This window comes from Paenibacillus sp. 102 (assembly GCF_039549175.1).
Taxonomy (GTDB): Bacteria; Bacillota; Bacilli; order Bacillales; family Bacillaceae_G; genus Bacillus_A.
Window position 1 is genome coordinate 378204 of sequence record NZ_JBCGHT010000002.1, and the last position, 15215, is coordinate 393418.

A 15215-nucleotide genomic window follows, 5' to 3' on the forward strand; every position below is an offset into this window, starting at 1 on the left:
AAAAGCATACGCGTATTTCTTTTCTATTTTTTGATTAAATTGTATGATAATAAGAGTTTATTTTTATATGGAAAGGAGATTTTATGAAAGAAACCCATTCATTCTTACAAAAAACAAAACAATTTGTCTTACTATTTTTTCCGATTTTTGTAACACAAATGTCTTTATTTGCAATGAGCTTTTTTGATACGACAATGTCAGGTCATGCAAGTGCTGCTGATTTAGCTGGCGTCGCAATTGGAACAAGTATATGGATTCCGGTTAGTACTGGATTAACAGGAATTTTAATGGCTACTACCCCTATTATTGCTCAACTTGTTGGTTCAAAACAAAAAGAGCAGGTTCCTCATATCGTCATACAAGCCGTATATTTAGCAATTGGAGTTAGTTTACTTGTTATTCTTATCGGTTTCTTTGCCGTTTCACCAATTTTAAGTGGTATGCATTTAGAGGAGCAGGTTGAACATATCGCTTCTCAATTTTTGAGTATTATTTCAATTGGTATCATTCCTTTATTTGTCTATACTGTATTACGTGGCTTTATTGATGCATTAGGAAAAACGCGTACAACAATGATTATTACACTGCTTTCCTTACCTATTAACGTCATTTTAAACTACGTATTTATTTTTGGGCATTTCGGCTTTCCAAAACTAGGCGGTGTTGGTGCAGCAATTGCTTCTACCGCAACATATTGGTGCATTTTGCTTATTACGATTATTATCATCCGTACAAAAGAACCATTTGCATCTTTCGGCATATTCAGGCGTCTATACCGACTTTCCATTTCAAGTTGGAAAGAATTATTAGCACTTGGGGTACCTATCGGATTTGCAATCTTTTTTGAAACGAGCATTTTCGCCGCTGTAACACTTATGATGAGTAACTTTAGTACGACAACAATCGCTGCACATCAAGCAGCTATGAACTTTGCTTCACTTTTATATATGACACCTTTAAGTTTAGCAATGGCTATGACAATTGCAGTTGGTTTTGAAGTTGGAGCAAGTCGTTATACAAATGCAAAACAATATAGTTTTATCGGAATTGGTTTGGCACTTGCTTTTGCCTTATTATATTCTATCCTACTCTTTTTCTTTGACGATCAAATTGCATCTATTTATACAACAGATATTGTTGTTCATGATTTAGCAAAAGAGTTTCTCATTTTTGCGATTTTATTTCAAATTTCTGATGCAATTGCTACCCCAGTGCAAGGTGCACTCCGCGGTTATAAAGATGTGAATATGGCCTTAATTATGACACTTATTGCCTACTGGATCATCGGTCTACCGCTCGGTTATATATTAGCAACCTATACTTCTTGGGCAGCGAAAGGTTATTGGATCGGTCTTATTATCGGACTTGCATTTGGAGCTACCTTTCTGCTTATTCGCCTCTTTCAAGTACAACGTAAATATACATCGCAAGAAAGTCACTAATTATAGTGGCTTTTTTCATCATGCATAGTTCCTCTTTAAACGTGTAACATAATGAAAAAGAAAGGTGTAAATCTATGGATGAAAAGAAAAAAAGGCAGCCCTATGATGAGGAGTTCGCTCCTGAAATCTCACCTGGATACAGACAAGATATTCATAAGCCCCCTCAATATAAAAACACTTCCTTTTTAATTGGAATTAGTATTTTCGGGGCAATATTACTTGTACTCATTATTTTCATCTACTTTTAATGAAAGGGGAATTATATGGAAAAACAATCCTCAATCTTTTCTAAAAGAGTTGTAAAAACACAAAAAGGGTATGCAGGTGATTCTGTAAATGTGCATAAACAAGTAGAACAAGGAAATTTAGAAATCGCAAAAAAAGAAATTGGACAACAAAACGAGAATCTGTAAATGCCCCTCCTTGCAAGTGCTTGATTTTGTTGGAATGCTGTTAAAAACGAAAATGTCCCCAGCTTCTGGGGACATTTTATTCTACATATTGCCGCTGCTCCGCAATCTTAAACGTATGATTTTCTTTTACAACCTTTATTTTATAATTCACTCCCATTTCACTTCTTTTCCCATTCTCAATGCCTGAAACATGAGCTGTAGCACCGTACATAAAGTTTTCATCCGATTCTTCACGTATTTCTTTATTCACAAATTTATATTTTAAATCTTGAAAACGATTCGGATAATAATTTCTCATTAATTCTCCATAGCCATCCCCTGTATAATCTCCTGAAAATATTTCCATACCTATTCTTTTTATCTCTTCTTTATCATGAATAGCAAAGACCGATAATTGAGCGGTTACCAGATACTCTCCGATTCTTTTCTTTTCATCAAAAGTGAGCTGTTGTATTTCTTTTCTCTTTAATTCTTCAGATATTTGATACTCGCTTTTCGACTTAAATTTCACAAAGACTTGCATTTTATAAATTCCTAAAAACAAAATACACACGAATAATATCATCATTACTATTTTCTTGCTTTTATTTCGCATCATGTACCCTTTCTTTAAGTCATTTATCTTACAGAAAGAAAATTCTGTTATTATAAAATTAACCTAACTTATCTAAAGGAGAAATGAGGAAAATCATATGTACTCTTACAGGCAATATATACAACAAGCACTACCGAATACCACCATACACTCTTATGAACAAAATGAGAATGGATGGGATAATGTAGCGATTATTATTAATAATGAATGGCTCTTCCGCTTCCCACGTAAACCCGAGTGTGCAGAGCGAATACCTCGCGAAAAAAAACTATGCGAAGTACTTTCCCAATCATTACAAGAAGTAGAAGTTCCTAAATACCACATTTTATATAAAAACGAATTAGATTCCATTCCATTTTGCAGTTACTATAAACTCATTCATGGAAAACCATTAACTGCAAAAGTAATAGAAAGGTTAACCTTACAAGAGCGTGAAACAGTTATCATACAGATTGCTACTTTTCTTGCTTCTTTACATACCATCCCAATAGAAGATGCTGTAAAATGGGAGTTTACTTCTGAGAAGCCTATCTCATATTGGCAAGAAATTCAAACGAAATTACATGATTATCTTGCTCTCACACTTACATCACTAGAAAGAAAAGCTTTTGATTATTTATTCGAGGGCTTTTTTGAACATATGCATGCATCTGATTTCAAAAGAACAATGATCCACGCTGATTTTACATGTCATCACATTTTATTTGATGAGGAGAAGAGAAGTATTGCTGGTATTATCGATTTTGGTGATGCTCAAATTGGAGATCCTGCCTTTGACTTCGCTGGATTATATAACGATTTTGGTAGTGAATTTACAGATTCCATATATAAACAATACTGTAACCTCAATCCTCATCATGATTCATCTTTCTTAAAACAAGTCATGCAATTTTATCAATACAGCCCATTGCTTCATAACCTTATTCATAGCTTTGAATCCAATAATGAACAGGAGATACAAAAGAATCGAAGAAAATTACAAACGATACTTCAGGGAACGAATTAACTTCTTTCCCTATTCTCCATTTCCTCATACAGCATTAATTTTTTATCCATTTCTACAATTAATTTATACATCTGAAACGCCTGCAAAATTTGTAATTGAATAGAGAAAGGAGCCTGTTGTTCTTTTAACCATTGAAACACTTTTACTTCATTTTCCATTGATTAACCCTCCCATTACAAATTCCTCTACGTATATACCGTAAATGATGAAAAGCTTTTCATGTCAATAATAAAAAGGATGCAATTTTGCATCCTTTTAATGTAATATAGATTTTTTATGAATAAGTGTCTCTTGCTCTTCGTTTACTTTACATTCATTTCGAAAAGCACAACCATTACATTCAGAGCGAACGGTACGTTCTGTGTAATGTTCTGGTTGCCTTAGCATCTCTTTCATCCTATGTAAATCATTCATGCCAACTATAATATCTTGCTCTTTTGGAACATAATCATACCTAGTTCCTTCTATTAAATTAACAATTTCAATTTTTTCAGGAAGAACTCCGAAAGCTTTATAACTGAAAACAGCCGTTAGCTTCTGACAAAGAGCAAGCATCTCTTCATTTGCATCAACAACATACTTTTTAATTACAAACGATTGCGAGGACCATTCACCAACTTCAAACGTTAATGAAATGTAAACACCTAACTCTTCCATATATGTTTGTAATTTTTCATATAAAAATAAAGGCGGTGTTTTACTTGCATCATTTTTCACAAATTGTAATAGATGGTCCGTTAGCTTTGCAAGAACAATATAATATTCGGCTTTAGAAGAGAACATTCCAACACGCACTTTACTCCAATGTCTTTCTAATAGCTCTAACAGGCGCACTGTTGTTTGTTTTTCTGCTGGTGATGTGTAATAATCACTGATAATTTGATTTACAATTGCTTGCACCATTTGTTGCCATTCAAATGAAGAAGGTTCTCTTCTTTTTATATGCCGAAAATAAAACTTATGTGGACAACGCATAAAATCATATAAATGATAATCTGTCATCGTTTTAATTGATATTTTCCCCTGCACCCATCTTCATCTCCCTCTCACCATTAAGAAAGGTGTTTTACAAATTCAGCACCAAATTGAAGACATTTCTCTACATCTTCATCTTCCGGCGTTAATTCTACTTTTAGCCCTTCCATTACAACTTCAGCACCGCGCTCTCGTAATTTTTCTTCTAAAATATCAACGGCTGCTCCGTATTTCGGATAAGCAGAATCACAAGATCCAAATACCACTGCTCTTTTACCAGCTAATTGAATTTCTTCCATTTCATCATAAAAATCTAAGAAATCATCAGGAAGGTCACCATCTCCCCATGTGTATGCTCCTAAAATAATTCCATCATATTCTTCTAATATAGAAGCTTCTGGTGTATCCATGATATCAATCACTTCAATCTTATTTCCTGTTTCACGAATCGCTCCAGCTATATGATCCGCCATCTCCTCTGTATTTCCACTCATACTTGCAAAAATCATTACAAATTTATTCAACTGACTCTCTCCCTTGATTATGTATATCTTTTTCTGTTTTATTTATTTTCTTCTCATCTACATATTCAGCACGAATCACATTTCGTTGCCATTCCATATGTTTATCTTTATTTTTATTTTTCCTTAGTCCAAGGCGAAATGCTTTCCTCATCTCTACCTCACCCATTCTTATCTTTTTATCTCATTGATAATAATTATCAATTTCAACTATATAACTAGATTAATTGAAAACGATTATCAAAGTCAATAACTATTTTGAAAAAAATGATGAAAAGGTACAAGCTTGTCCGCCAGCTATTCATATACTATAAATGAGCATAGTTCTTTCTCAGCCCTCTCTAACGGAAAGAAATAAAAGCAACTGCGTTAATCGCAGTTGCCTTTTTTATTGCTAAACTTTTAATAAATTCATTGTCGTTTGTAAAAATAACTTTGCACCATCCATTAAAGCCGATTCATCCACATCAAATTTTGGATGATGATGAGGATAACAAGTCTTAATTTTATCATTTCCCGTTCCTAATTTAATAAAACAGCCTGGTGCTTTTCTTAAATATGCCGAGAAATCTTCCCCTCCCATCGAAGGGGCTAACTTTACAATTCTCTCCTTTCCAAACAGCTCTACCGCACTTTCTTCTACTATTTTTGTAATAAACGGATCATTGATAACCGGGTCATATCCATAGCGATATGTATACGTATACGCTGCACCATGTGCCTCTATAATCCCCCTAGCAATTTGCTCAATCCTCTCCTCCGCTTCTTTTCTTAAGGTTTGATCGAAAGAGCGGACTGTCCCCATCAAATATGCTGTATCAGGAATAATGTTATCCGCTGTTCCTCCATGAAATTGTGTTATGGAAACAACTCTTTGCATAAAAGCGCTTGTATTTCTAGATACAATATGTTGTAAGTTTGTAATAATTTGTGCACCAACTGCTATCGGATCTATCGTTTCTTCCGGCCTAGCAGCATGCCCTCCCCTTCCTTTTACTTCTATTGTAAATACATCGGGGGCAGCCATCATCGGCCCATATACAATCCCAATCTTTCCTGTCTCTAATCCAGACATAGTATGTAAACCGATAATATAATCTACACCGTCCATTACACCGGCTTCCACCATTTCCTGCCCACCGCCAGGATACACTTCTTCAGCATGTTGAAATAAAAGGCGGATTTCTCCGTCCCACTCCTCATTCATGTTCGCTATGGCCTCTGCTGTACCTAATAAAATAGCGGTATGTGCATCATGCCCACATGCATGCATAACTCCTGGAATAACTGATGCATATGATTTAGACGTTTCTTCCTGAATTGGCAGGGCATCCATATCTGCACGAATTGCTACTACTTTTCCATCCCCCTTTCCCTTTTTCTTTGCCATCACACTATATGGTGTCGGTCTTGTTACCTCAAAAGCCGAAAATGAACACAATGTATCATATATAAATTGTGACGTTTTTTCTTCTTGGAATGATAGTTCAGGAAATTGGTGAAGATGCCTCCGCCACTTCACAATATTTTCCTCAGACACATATGTCTGCCACCCTTTGTTCAAAGACTCCATTCCTGACAACCTCCCTTTTATTTCACTGTAATGATTCAATTTCCTTGTAGGATTTTCATTTTCAAAAACGCTTTATACATTCCCTGCCCATAAAAAAAACAAATCCATTACAAATTCATACAGAATGTAATATAATTGCTAAGTTAGGGATTTTCTTTTTTAGTATTTAGTGCTACTATCAAAAAAGAGCCTTTTTGTCTTATATTTACCTAAAATGTGGAATTTTGTTTTTTTCACAACGATGTAGGATATGATACCTACATACAGTTACTATTTCATAAGAGAGGGAAAGACATGGAAAGATTAAAAGAGATATGGTCTCGACCACTCACACAATGGTTTGCAAAAACTTTTTATTACCTTGCAATTTTATTTGCTTTGCTTTGGTTGTATGGTTTCCATGATACAAACACAAGCACATTTATTTACAATGAATTTTAGGGTGGGAACGTTATGAAGTTATTAGAACAAATCGAAAAGTGGGCAGTTGAAACTCCTGACCAGACCGCTTTCGTTTGGCGAGATGCGAAAATTACGTACAGACAATTAAAGGAAGACTCTGATGCGTTAGCTCATTGGATTTCTTCTGAGTATGCAGATGATCGCTCACCAATTATGGTATACGGCCATATGCAGCCCGAGATGATCATCAGCTTTTTAGGATGTGTCAAAGCTGGACATGCTTACATTCCAGTTGATTTATCTATTCCAGCTGATCGTGTACAACGAATTGCTGAAAGCTCTGGTGCGAAATTACTTCTATCTCCAGTAGAAGTAGCTGTAACTGATTTACCAGTTCGCATCATATCTGAAAACAACTTAAAAGACATTCTCTTTACTTATAAAGGGAAAACGCCAAACCCTGAACATGCTGTAAAAGATGATGAAAACTTCTATATTATTTACACGTCAGGGAGCACAGGTAATCCGAAAGGTGTACAAATCACGTACAATTGTCTTGTAAGTTTCACAAAATGGGCTGCCCAAGATTTCAACTTACAAACAGGACAAGTATTTTTAAACCAAGCACCTTTCTCATTCGATTTATCTGTGATGGATGTTTACCCATCGTTAGTAACAGGTGGTACACTTTGGGCAATTGATAAAGATATGATTGCACGTCCAAAAGACTTATTTGCTTCTTTAGAACAATCTGATGTACAAGTATGGACATCCACACCATCTTTTGCAGAAATGTGTTTAATGGAGCCATCTTTCTCTGAAAGTATGCTACCAAACATGAAAACATTCTTATTCTGTGGTGAAGTATTATCAAATGACGTAGCAAGAAAACTAATCGAACGCTTCCCGAAAGCTACAATTATGAATACGTATGGTCCAACTGAGGCAACTGTAGCAGTAACAGGCATTCATGTTACACAAGAAGTCGTTGATACATATCAATCGCTTCCAGTTGGTTACTGTAAATCTGATTGCCGTATTCTTATTATGAAAGAAGATGGTACGATTGCACCAGATGGTGAGAAAGGTGAAATCGTAATCGTTGGTCCAAGCGTAAGTGTTGGATATTTAGGAAGCCCTGAATTAACAGAAAAAGCATTCACAGTTATTGATGGCGAACGTGCCTACAAAACAGGAGATGCTGGCTATGTAGAAAATGGTCTTCTTTTCTATAATGGTCGTCTTGATTTCCAAATTAAATTACATGGTTATCGAATGGAATTAGAAGAAATCGAACATCACCTTCGCGGTTGCTCTTACGTAGAAGGAGCTGTCGTAATTCCAATTAAAAAAGGTGAGAAATACGATTACTTATTAGCGGTTGTTATTCCCGGAGAGCATTCGTTTGAAAAAGAATTCAAATTAACATCTGCAATCAAAAAAGAACTCAATGAGCGATTACCAAATTACATGATTCCAAGAAAATTCATGTATCAATCTTCTATTCCAATGACACCAAATGGAAAGGTAGATCGCAAAAAATTATTGAGTGAGGTTACAGCATGACCGCATATGGATCATTTTATTTTTTCGCCATAGTGGGCATTTTATTAATACCTACTATTATAGCTGGATTAAAGGGTAAAATGCTGCGCAAATATAATGCTTTTCTAACGCTAGTCATGCTTGCAATTATCTTCTCCGATAAACCAAAGCAAGCAATGATGTTAGCAGCATTTATTATTTGGCAATACGTCCTAATTAAAGGCTATTTATTATTAAGAAAACAAAATAATAATACGTTCATGTTTTACATGGCTGTTATTTTATCGATTTTGCCACTATTCTTAGCAAAAATCGCACCGTTTGTACCTGAATTAAAATTTGTTGTTTTTCTTGGTATGTCCTACGTAACATTTCGGGCAGTACAAATGGTATTTGAAGTTCGTGATAATTTAATTAAGGAGTTCACATTCTTTAATTTCTGGGAGTTCGTTTTATTCTTCCCTGCTATCTCGACTGGACCTATCGATCGCTATCGTAGATTCCAAAAAGATATTCAAAAACCACCAAGCGCTGAAGAATATCAAAAATTACTATACACAGGGATTAACCGTATTTTTCAAGGCTTCCTGTATAAATTTATAATTGCTTATTTACTACAGAAGCATTTTGTTGATGCAGTATTTGCAAATCAAGACACGGTTTTATCTAATGCTATTTATATGTATAGTTACAGTTTATACTTATTTTTCGATTTCGCTGGTTATAGCGTATTTGTAATTGGTGTCAGTTATATGATGGGTATTAAAACACCAGAAAACTTTAATAAACCGTTCATCAGTCGTAATATTAAAGACTTCTGGAACCGTTGGCACATGAGCTTATCATTCTGGTTCCGTGACTTTATTTATATGCGCTTTGTCTTTTTCGCAACAAAGAAAAAATTAATAAAAAATCGCTACACGATTTCATATATCGGGGCGTTTTTAAACTTTTTCATTATGGGAATTTGGCACATTTTAGGTGAACATGTATATCAATACATTATTTACGGTCTCTATCATGCTGCTTTGTTTATTTTGTTTGATATTTTTGAACGAAAAAACAAGAAGCATAAGTTTTGGCCAAATAATAAATTCATGCATGTCCTTGCAATTGTGATTACGTTCCATTTCGTATGTTTCGGTTTCCTAATCTTCTCTGGTCACCTTAACAGATATTTCTAATGAATAACTTCTTTTCTTACAGCTAGGAAGTTACACATAATACATTTCGGATATAAAGGAGATTTTAAAAATGGCAGAATTTAAAGATCAAGTATTAGATATTTTAGAAGAAGTTTGTGAAAACGATATTGTAAAAGAAAACCCTGATGTACAATTATTTGAAGAAGGTATTCTTGATTCTTTCGGTACAGTATCTTTATTAGTAGAATTCCAAGAACGTTTAGATATCGAAGTATCTATTTCTGATTTTGATCGTGATGAGTGGGCAACACCAAACATGATTATTAAAAAGTTGGAAGATATCCGATGAAAAAAGCAACCTTTGGACCGATGCTCTTAGCATTGGCCCTTTTTGCTGTATTCTTACTTATTCCAACACGCTTTCTACTTCCACTTGTAAGTGATAAAAAAGTAGAACAGGCGGCAACTTCTTTAAAACAAGAAAAAATACAAAGTATGATTTTACAGCAAAAAATGTTAGAAGATCCGAAATACCTTCCGATGTATGGTTCATCGGAATTTGCAAGAATGGATGCTTTTCACCCATCCAATTACTTTAAAGTAAAACCTGAAGGGTTTACACCATTCCTTCTTGGACGTGGTGGAACACAAGACCTTATCCATGTATTAAACTTTGCATCTACAATGGATCAATTAAAAGATAAAAAAATGGTCTTTATTCTTTCACCACAATGGTTTGTACCACAAGGTATTGATGAAACGCACTTTGCGCCTAACTTTTCTAAACAACAAGGTTACCATTTCATTTTTAACAATGATTTAAAACCTGAAATGAAAAAACAAATTGCAAAGCGCTTATTAAACTTTGAGATTGTAAAAAAGGAAACATTATTAAAAACATCTTTAGAAGGTATCGTCTATGATGATACAAAGCATAAAATTAAAGCACTTGCTGCGAAACCATTTGCTTATCTTTACCGTAATATTTTAGATCGCAAAGACATATTTACAGCGATGTTTAATATTAAACCGCATAAAGAACAGCTTGATCCATCATTGAAACAAATGAACTGGGCAGAAACACGTAAACACGCGGATCAAACTGGTGAATTAGAATCTAAATCAAATGAATACGGTATCGAGGATGGTTACTTTAATAGCAAAATTAAAAAGAAATTAAAGCAACGTAAAGGTTACTTAAAAAATGATGCTTATGACAAATCACCAGAGTATGAAGATTTACAAATTGCGCTTGATTTATTAAAACAATCCGGTGCAAAACCGCTCTTCATTTCTGTTCCTGTAAAAGGTCCTTGGTATGATTATGCTGGATTCCCAAAAGAACGACGCGAATCATACTATAAGAAAGTTCATGAGCAAATTAAACAAGCTGGCTATCCAATTGCAGACTTCTCAAACCATGAGTATGATAAATACTTCTTAAAAGATCATATGCATTTAGGATGGAAAGGCTGGGTATACATCGACGAAGCCATCCAGCAATTTTATAAAGCAAACTAATAAGAAAGACCGCTTGAATTATTCAAGTGGTCTTTTTGTGTATACACTTTGTAATTTTTCTACGGTTCCTTCTACTTCTGCAATTACCCGTTCAACGATTTGCTGCGCTGACTCTTTTCTTGCTAACGAAGAAGCTTGTCCAGCCCAAAGTGACATATAGTCCCCTTTATTTTGTTTTGCCGCTTCTTGACGTATTTTAGAGGTTAATACATTTTGAACTGGATACATTGGGAGTCGTTCTTCTTTTTCTTTATGTTGCTCTATAAATGAATTTCGAATTCCCCTTGCATACTTTCCAGAAAATGATCTCGTTACAATTGTACTTGTATCCGTACTCTGCAGCACCGCTTTTTTATGTACATCATGTGTAATACTTTCCTCACTTGTTAAAAATGCCGTACCCATTTGAACGCCTTCTGCACCTAATGCAGAAGCTGCAACAACACCTTGTCCGTTCATAATGCCTCCTGCGGCTACAATTGGAATATTGGATACGGCCGCTACCATTTGTGGAATTAGTGCAAATGTGCCAATCATAGAGTCTTGTTCTTTCCCAATAAAAGTTCCGCGGTGCCCTCCAGCTTCGCTACCTTGTCCAACAATTACATCTACTTCTAATTCAGCAAGTACCTTCGCTTCTGCCACATTTGTTGCTGTTCCAACTACCTTTATACCCTCTTTCTTCAATAGTGCAATCTCTCCTTGTTCTAACGTGTGAAATGCAAAGCTGACAACTGGTACTTTTTCTTCTATTAATACTTGCAGTTGTTCTTTATAACTTTTGGGAAGTTGCAAAGATTCATTCTGCTTATCTATACCTAATTCTTTTCGCATCGGCTCTAATAAACTTCTGGCTGCTTCTACTTTGTCTTCCTCAATTTGTATTTCCTTCGTCAGTAACAGATTGACTGCAAACGGCTTATCCGTTAACTCTCGTATCTTATCAATAGATTGACGAATTTGTTCTGGGCTCATATAACCAGCCCCAAGCGTCCCAAGTCCACCACAATTACATACAGCCGCAACAAGTTCTGGTGTTGTAATCGCACCTGCCATGCCTGCTTGAATAATTGGATATTTTATTTGTAATATATCAGTTACTCTACTTGTAAACATCGTTCTTCTCCCTTCCTATGTCCTCTTATATCTTCTTGATTCAACAAGTTTTCCCTTCTTTTAACAGGATTGAACTTCTTATAAGCGAATATATTGAAAGTGAAGGAGGAGATGACATGATTCATCCAAATGCCTTGCAACAAGGTGATACTGTCATGATTATTGCTCCCGCAGGACCACCAATACTAGAGCACGTTCTTACTGGAAAAAAAGTATTAGAAACAATGGGACTATCCGTACGAATTGGTCAAAGTGTTTACGAGAAATACGGCTATCTCGCCGGAGATGATACAATCCGTCTACAGGATTTACATGAATCATTTGCAAATCCTGAAGTCAAAGCTGTTTTTTGCGCAAGAGGTGGGTACGGAAGCGGCCGTCTCCTTCCTTATATTCAATATGAACTCATCCGAAATAACCCCAAAATTTTTTGGGGTTACAGTGACATTACTGCTTTGCATATTGCATTTTCACAATATATGGGGCTTGTTACTTTTCATGGACCCATGATTGAAGAATTAGGAAAAGGAGTCGCTTCTCTCTCCTTGTCTTCTTTCAATCAACTATTCCATCCGTATTCAACTATTTTATCCGGAGCAGAGTGCATCACCGCTCCATCTACCTGCATTGTTTCTGCTCCATTAATAGGAGGAAATTTAACAGTTTTAGTAAGTACACTAGGTACTCCCTATGAAATCTATACAGCAAATAAAATTGTATTACTTGAAGATGTTGGGGAAGAGCCTTATCGCATTGATCGTATGTTTAACCAATTACATTTAGCTGGAAAATTGAATGAATGCGCAGGAGTTGTCTTCACAAGCTGCCATGACTGTAAAGCTTCAAAACCATCTTTATCACTGCAAAACATTTTGCATAATTACCTTGCACCATACAATATTCCAGTATTATTTGGTCTTCCTATTGGGCACATACAACCAAATATCGGAATACCACTCGGTGTAACTGTCACAATGGACACTGAAAAAAATACACTTTCTATTCCTTCGGGTGTGAAATATATCCAGCATTAATGAGCAAGTAAAATCCCGATAAATGAATGTTAATAACTATCTTTACTGATTAAAGTTTCACTTTATATTAAGCTATAAGAAAGTACTCTATATAACATTTCATTCACAGCAAAAAAGGAAAAGCATGTATCGCTTTTCCTTTTTACTATATATATCCGTTTTGATTTTCCAAGATACAAGTCGCGGCTATAGAAACAAAAAAGAATTCCCTACTTATTATCTCTTTTTGTTTTCACATGGCATGGGTCTAAAAAAAGCCCTGACCGCTCCTATCCATCGCTGGACCCTCTCTTCCACCCTAAAAAGAAAGGGTTCTATCGTTTTTTCAATTGAAACTTCTACATGTTCCCTTATACCATGTTGCCTATAATGTGTGCTCACCATACTTTTTACTGATAATAATTAAATATACGTCCAGATGCTATATCTGCAATTTCTTCCGGAATAAATGTTTTGCTAATCTCTGTGCCAACATTCAATACCGCCGTTGCTTCTTTATCTAGATTTTCAAATAATTCTTTTCCACGTATCGTAATAAGGGGCGTTTCTTCTGGCAACACTTCTTTCACAAATTCTAATTGTGTAAAGAACGGTACGATCCATCTACCCTCTCCTTGGAAATAACGCAAACGAAGTGTTCCTTCTGATGCAGAATCATCTGCCTCAATAGATCCAGCAACATAAAAATTAGTTGTTAATAGCAATTCATAAAATTCCTTTTGTTTTTGTTTATCCTCTTCTGCTAAAACGAGTACTGTTTCTATCTTCTTTACTGGAATTTGCTCCATATGCTGCCACCCCTGTTTTCAAAATGATTGTACTTTAATTATACGAAATATTCTTATTTTTTTCTACATAATTGTTCAAATATTTTACTAAAATAGTATCAATTATGATTAATTATAACTGGCCCTTCCTTACCTTCTCTAATATTCCCGATGTTGTAGCAATAGTAGCAAACTCTTCATGTAGATTCACAAGGGTCATATTATGAATTTCTTCTGCAGAGTATTGCACACCGTCTGGTCCTTCTCGATTAAACGTAGCTGTCGCATCGCTCACCAAATATGTTGAGAAACCTAAATTCCCAGCCATCCGTGTTGTTGTTTCTACACAGTGGTTCGTCGTTAATCCAACGATAATAACTGAATTACAGCTTTTCTCTTTTAGTAGCTTTTTTAAATCTGTTCCAATAAATGCACTATTAACACTCTTTTGAATAACGATTTCACCTTGTAATGGTTGCACTTCTTGTTTGAATTTAACTGTTTCTGTATTTGGGTGAAACATTGATTCTACGTTTTCTTTATTCACATGTTGAATATGAATAATAGTTAACCTTCTTTTTCTCCATTCTTCTAATAAGCGTTTCATATTTTCTTCTGCCGAAGGGTTATTTCGTTCTCCCCAATACGGTAGATTAAATGCTTTTTGTACATCAATAATAATAAGTGCTGGTTGATTCACTATTATTCCCTCCTACTCCCCTGGTTGTAATTGAAACAAATACCCAAGTTGTTGTGAAGCAGTAATAAAACAAATATATGCACAGAGTTCTACAATCTCCGCTTCACTCCAATACTGTTTCAACACATCAAACATCCTATCATCTATCGCTGAACGATTATGTACAAATAAATGTGCGAAAGTTACAGCAGTGCTAACCTCTTCTACCTTTTGCACATTATTCGGTTTTCCCTTTGCCATACAATACGGGCATTCATTTCCAAATGCAAGTGTTCTCCGCACTTGCTCTTTTAACTCTTCAGAAAGAGTTCCCTTTTCATATAACGTACTTTCTAAAGCACTCCAAGATTGTAATATATCTGGACGATGTCCTAATAATTTTTGGAATTTTGTTTCTCCTACATCTGATAATGAAATTCTCTCCATCATTTCTCCCCCTATTCCTTTCTATTTTATTGTA

The 15215-nt window shown here is 35.2% G+C and carries 20 protein-coding genes; 10 read left to right on the top strand and 10 right to left on the bottom strand.

The window, feature by feature from the left end; all coding sequences use genetic code 11:
* Positions 1-83: 83 nt before the first annotated feature.
* The 3 genes from AAIE21_RS07880 (at position 84) to AAIE21_RS07890 (ending at position 1855) form a co-directional block, all read left to right on the top strand.
* The gene (locus AAIE21_RS07880) at positions 84-1442 is read left to right on the top strand and encodes an MATE family efflux transporter (RefSeq protein WP_343266250.1); all 1359 of its coding nucleotides are present in this window, start codon (positions 84-86) and stop codon (positions 1440-1442) included.
* 74 nt (positions 1443-1516) lie between these two features.
* The gene (locus AAIE21_RS07885) at positions 1517-1690 is read left to right on the top strand and encodes a 2-isopropylmalate synthase (protein WP_343266251.1); all 174 of its coding nucleotides are present in this window, start codon (positions 1517-1519) and stop codon (positions 1688-1690) included.
* Between the two features lie 15 nt (positions 1691-1705).
* Positions 1706-1855 carry a hypothetical protein gene (locus AAIE21_RS07890; RefSeq protein WP_098337633.1) on the top strand — a complete coding sequence of 50 codons (150 nt, stop codon included), beginning with the start codon at positions 1706-1708 and terminating at the stop codon, positions 1853-1855.
* Positions 1856-1931: 76 nt separating this feature from the next.
* On the opposite strand, the gene AAIE21_RS07895 is transcribed toward AAIE21_RS07890, so the two are convergent.
* A complete protein-coding gene (locus AAIE21_RS07895; RefSeq protein WP_481858662.1) occupies positions 1932-2450 on the bottom strand; it encodes a biotin transporter BioY in 519 nt (172 codons plus the stop codon).
* A 97-nt stretch (positions 2451-2547) separates the two neighbouring features.
* Between AAIE21_RS07895 and AAIE21_RS07900 the strand changes: the two genes are divergently transcribed.
* A complete protein-coding gene (locus AAIE21_RS07900; RefSeq protein ID WP_343266253.1) occupies positions 2548-3456 on the top strand; it encodes an aminoglycoside phosphotransferase family protein in 909 nt (302 codons plus the stop codon).
* Here AAIE21_RS07900 and AAIE21_RS07905 read toward each other — a convergent pair.
* The 5 genes from AAIE21_RS07905 to AAIE21_RS07925 all read right to left on the bottom strand — a co-directional run bounded on the left by AAIE21_RS07905 (position 3453) and on the right by AAIE21_RS07925 (position 6525).
* Positions 3453-3614, bottom strand: a complete 162-nt coding sequence (locus tag AAIE21_RS07905; RefSeq protein ID WP_343266254.1) for a hypothetical protein — start codon at positions 3612-3614, stop codon at positions 3453-3455. The genes AAIE21_RS07900 and AAIE21_RS07905 overlap by 4 nt on opposite strands.
* A gap of 97 nt (positions 3615-3711) precedes the next feature.
* Positions 3712-4485, bottom strand: a complete 774-nt coding sequence (locus AAIE21_RS07910) for a hypothetical protein (protein WP_343266255.1) — start codon at positions 4483-4485, stop codon at positions 3712-3714.
* Positions 4486-4508: 23 nt separating this feature from the next.
* The gene (locus AAIE21_RS07915) at positions 4509-4955 is read right to left on the bottom strand and encodes a flavodoxin (protein WP_343266256.1); all 447 of its coding nucleotides are present in this window, start codon (positions 4953-4955) and stop codon (positions 4509-4511) included.
* Positions 4948-5106: a hypothetical protein gene (locus AAIE21_RS07920; protein ID WP_343266485.1), complete on the bottom strand. Its 159-nt coding sequence runs from the start codon at positions 5104-5106 to the stop codon at positions 4948-4950. The genes AAIE21_RS07915 and AAIE21_RS07920 overlap by 8 nt, the downstream gene beginning before the upstream one ends.
* A 240-nt stretch (positions 5107-5346) precedes the next feature.
* Positions 5347-6525: a M20 metallopeptidase family protein gene (locus AAIE21_RS07925; protein ID WP_481858663.1), complete on the bottom strand. Its 1179-nt coding sequence runs from the start codon at positions 6523-6525 to the stop codon at positions 5347-5349.
* Between the two features lie 294 nt (positions 6526-6819).
* Here AAIE21_RS07925 and AAIE21_RS07930 point away from each other — a divergent pair, with 294 nt between their 5' ends.
* From AAIE21_RS07930 to dltD, 5 genes are all read left to right on the top strand, one after another.
* A complete protein-coding gene (locus AAIE21_RS07930; protein WP_003206349.1) occupies positions 6820-6966 on the top strand; it encodes a teichoic acid D-Ala incorporation-associated protein DltX in 147 nt (48 codons plus the stop codon).
* A gap of 12 nt (positions 6967-6978) precedes the next feature.
* A complete protein-coding gene (gene dltA, locus AAIE21_RS07935; RefSeq protein ID WP_343266257.1) occupies positions 6979-8493 on the top strand; it encodes a D-alanine--poly(phosphoribitol) ligase subunit DltA in 1515 nt (504 codons plus the stop codon).
* The gene (gene dltB, locus AAIE21_RS07940) at positions 8490-9656 is read left to right on the top strand and encodes a D-alanyl-lipoteichoic acid biosynthesis protein DltB (RefSeq protein ID WP_343266258.1); all 1167 of its coding nucleotides are present in this window, start codon (positions 8490-8492) and stop codon (positions 9654-9656) included. The genes dltA and dltB overlap by 4 nt, the downstream gene beginning before the upstream one ends.
* A gap of 70 nt (positions 9657-9726) precedes the next feature.
* Positions 9727-9966 carry a D-alanine--poly(phosphoribitol) ligase subunit DltC gene (gene dltC, locus AAIE21_RS07945; RefSeq protein WP_016113973.1) on the top strand — a complete coding sequence of 80 codons (240 nt, stop codon included), beginning with the start codon at positions 9727-9729 and terminating at the stop codon, positions 9964-9966.
* On the top strand, positions 9963-11138 hold the full coding sequence (dltD, locus tag AAIE21_RS07950) for a D-alanyl-lipoteichoic acid biosynthesis protein DltD (RefSeq protein WP_343266259.1): 1176 nt from the start codon (positions 9963-9965) through the stop codon (positions 11136-11138). Before dltC ends, dltD begins: the two co-directional genes overlap by 4 nt.
* 18 nt (positions 11139-11156) lie before the next feature.
* On the opposite strand, the gene AAIE21_RS07955 is transcribed toward dltD, so the two are convergent.
* Positions 11157-12254 carry an NAD(P)H-dependent flavin oxidoreductase gene (locus AAIE21_RS07955; RefSeq protein WP_343266260.1) on the bottom strand — a complete coding sequence of 366 codons (1098 nt, stop codon included), beginning with the start codon at positions 12252-12254 and terminating at the stop codon, positions 11157-11159.
* Positions 12255-12370: 116 nt separating this feature from the next.
* Between AAIE21_RS07955 and AAIE21_RS07960 the strand changes: the two genes are divergently transcribed.
* Positions 12371-13288: a S66 peptidase family protein gene (locus AAIE21_RS07960; RefSeq protein ID WP_343266261.1), complete on the top strand. Its 918-nt coding sequence runs from the start codon at positions 12371-12373 to the stop codon at positions 13286-13288.
* 389 nt (positions 13289-13677) lie between these two features.
* Here the strand turns inward: AAIE21_RS07960 and AAIE21_RS07965 are convergent, their stop codons facing one another.
* From AAIE21_RS07965 to AAIE21_RS07975, 3 genes are all read right to left on the bottom strand, one after another.
* A complete protein-coding gene (locus AAIE21_RS07965; RefSeq protein ID WP_343266262.1) occupies positions 13678-14076 on the bottom strand; it encodes an SseB family protein in 399 nt (132 codons plus the stop codon).
* Between the two features lie 112 nt (positions 14077-14188).
* Positions 14189-14758 (bottom strand): cysteine hydrolase family protein, encoded by a 570-nt coding sequence (locus tag AAIE21_RS07970; protein ID WP_343266478.1) that lies wholly within the window; start codon positions 14756-14758, stop codon positions 14189-14191.
* A 9-nt stretch (positions 14759-14767) separates the two neighbouring features.
* On the bottom strand, positions 14768-15184 hold the full coding sequence (locus AAIE21_RS07975) for a carboxymuconolactone decarboxylase family protein (protein WP_343266263.1): 417 nt from the start codon (positions 15182-15184) through the stop codon (positions 14768-14770).
* Positions 15185-15215 lie beyond the last annotated feature (31 nt).

Excerpts from the sequence above, each read along its gene's own strand:
- AAIE21_RS07880 (WP_343266250.1), top strand. The coding sequence starts at position 84 with ATGAAAGAAACCCATTCATTCTTACAAAAAACAAAACAATTTGTCTTA.
- AAIE21_RS07885 (WP_343266251.1), top strand. The coding sequence starts at position 1,517 with ATGGATGAAAAGAAAAAAAGGCAGCCCTATGATGAGGAGTTCGCTCCT.
- AAIE21_RS07890 (WP_098337633.1), top strand. The coding sequence starts at position 1,706 with ATGGAAAAACAATCCTCAATCTTTTCTAAAAGAGTTGTAAAAACACAA.
- AAIE21_RS07895 (WP_481858662.1), bottom strand. The coding sequence starts at position 2,450 with ATGCGAAATAAAAGCAAGAAAATAGTAATGATGATATTATTCGTGTGT.
- AAIE21_RS07900 (WP_343266253.1), top strand. The coding sequence starts at position 2,548 with ATGTACTCTTACAGGCAATATATACAACAAGCACTACCGAATACCACC.
- AAIE21_RS07905 (WP_343266254.1), bottom strand. The coding sequence starts at position 3,614 with ATGGAAAATGAAGTAAAAGTGTTTCAATGGTTAAAAGAACAACAGGCT.
- AAIE21_RS07920 (WP_343266485.1), bottom strand. The coding sequence starts at position 5,106 with ATGAGGAAAGCATTTCGCCTTGGACTAAGGAAAAATAAAAATAAAGAT.
- AAIE21_RS07925 (WP_481858663.1), bottom strand. The coding sequence starts at position 6,525 with ATGGAGTCTTTGAACAAAGGGTGGCAGACATATGTGTCTGAGGAAAAT.
- AAIE21_RS07930 (WP_003206349.1), top strand. The coding sequence starts at position 6,820 with ATGGAAAGATTAAAAGAGATATGGTCTCGACCACTCACACAATGGTTT.
- dltA (WP_343266257.1), top strand. The coding sequence starts at position 6,979 with ATGAAGTTATTAGAACAAATCGAAAAGTGGGCAGTTGAAACTCCTGAC.
- dltB (WP_343266258.1), top strand. The coding sequence starts at position 8,490 with ATGACCGCATATGGATCATTTTATTTTTTCGCCATAGTGGGCATTTTA.
- dltC (WP_016113973.1), top strand. The coding sequence starts at position 9,727 with ATGGCAGAATTTAAAGATCAAGTATTAGATATTTTAGAAGAAGTTTGT.
- dltD (WP_343266259.1), top strand. The coding sequence starts at position 9,963 with ATGAAAAAAGCAACCTTTGGACCGATGCTCTTAGCATTGGCCCTTTTT.
- AAIE21_RS07955 (WP_343266260.1), bottom strand. The coding sequence starts at position 12,254 with ATGTTTACAAGTAGAGTAACTGATATATTACAAATAAAATATCCAATT.
- AAIE21_RS07960 (WP_343266261.1), top strand. The coding sequence starts at position 12,371 with ATGATTCATCCAAATGCCTTGCAACAAGGTGATACTGTCATGATTATT.
- AAIE21_RS07965 (WP_343266262.1), bottom strand. The coding sequence starts at position 14,076 with ATGGAGCAAATTCCAGTAAAGAAGATAGAAACAGTACTCGTTTTAGCA.
- AAIE21_RS07975 (WP_343266263.1), bottom strand. The coding sequence starts at position 15,184 with ATGATGGAGAGAATTTCATTATCAGATGTAGGAGAAACAAAATTCCAA.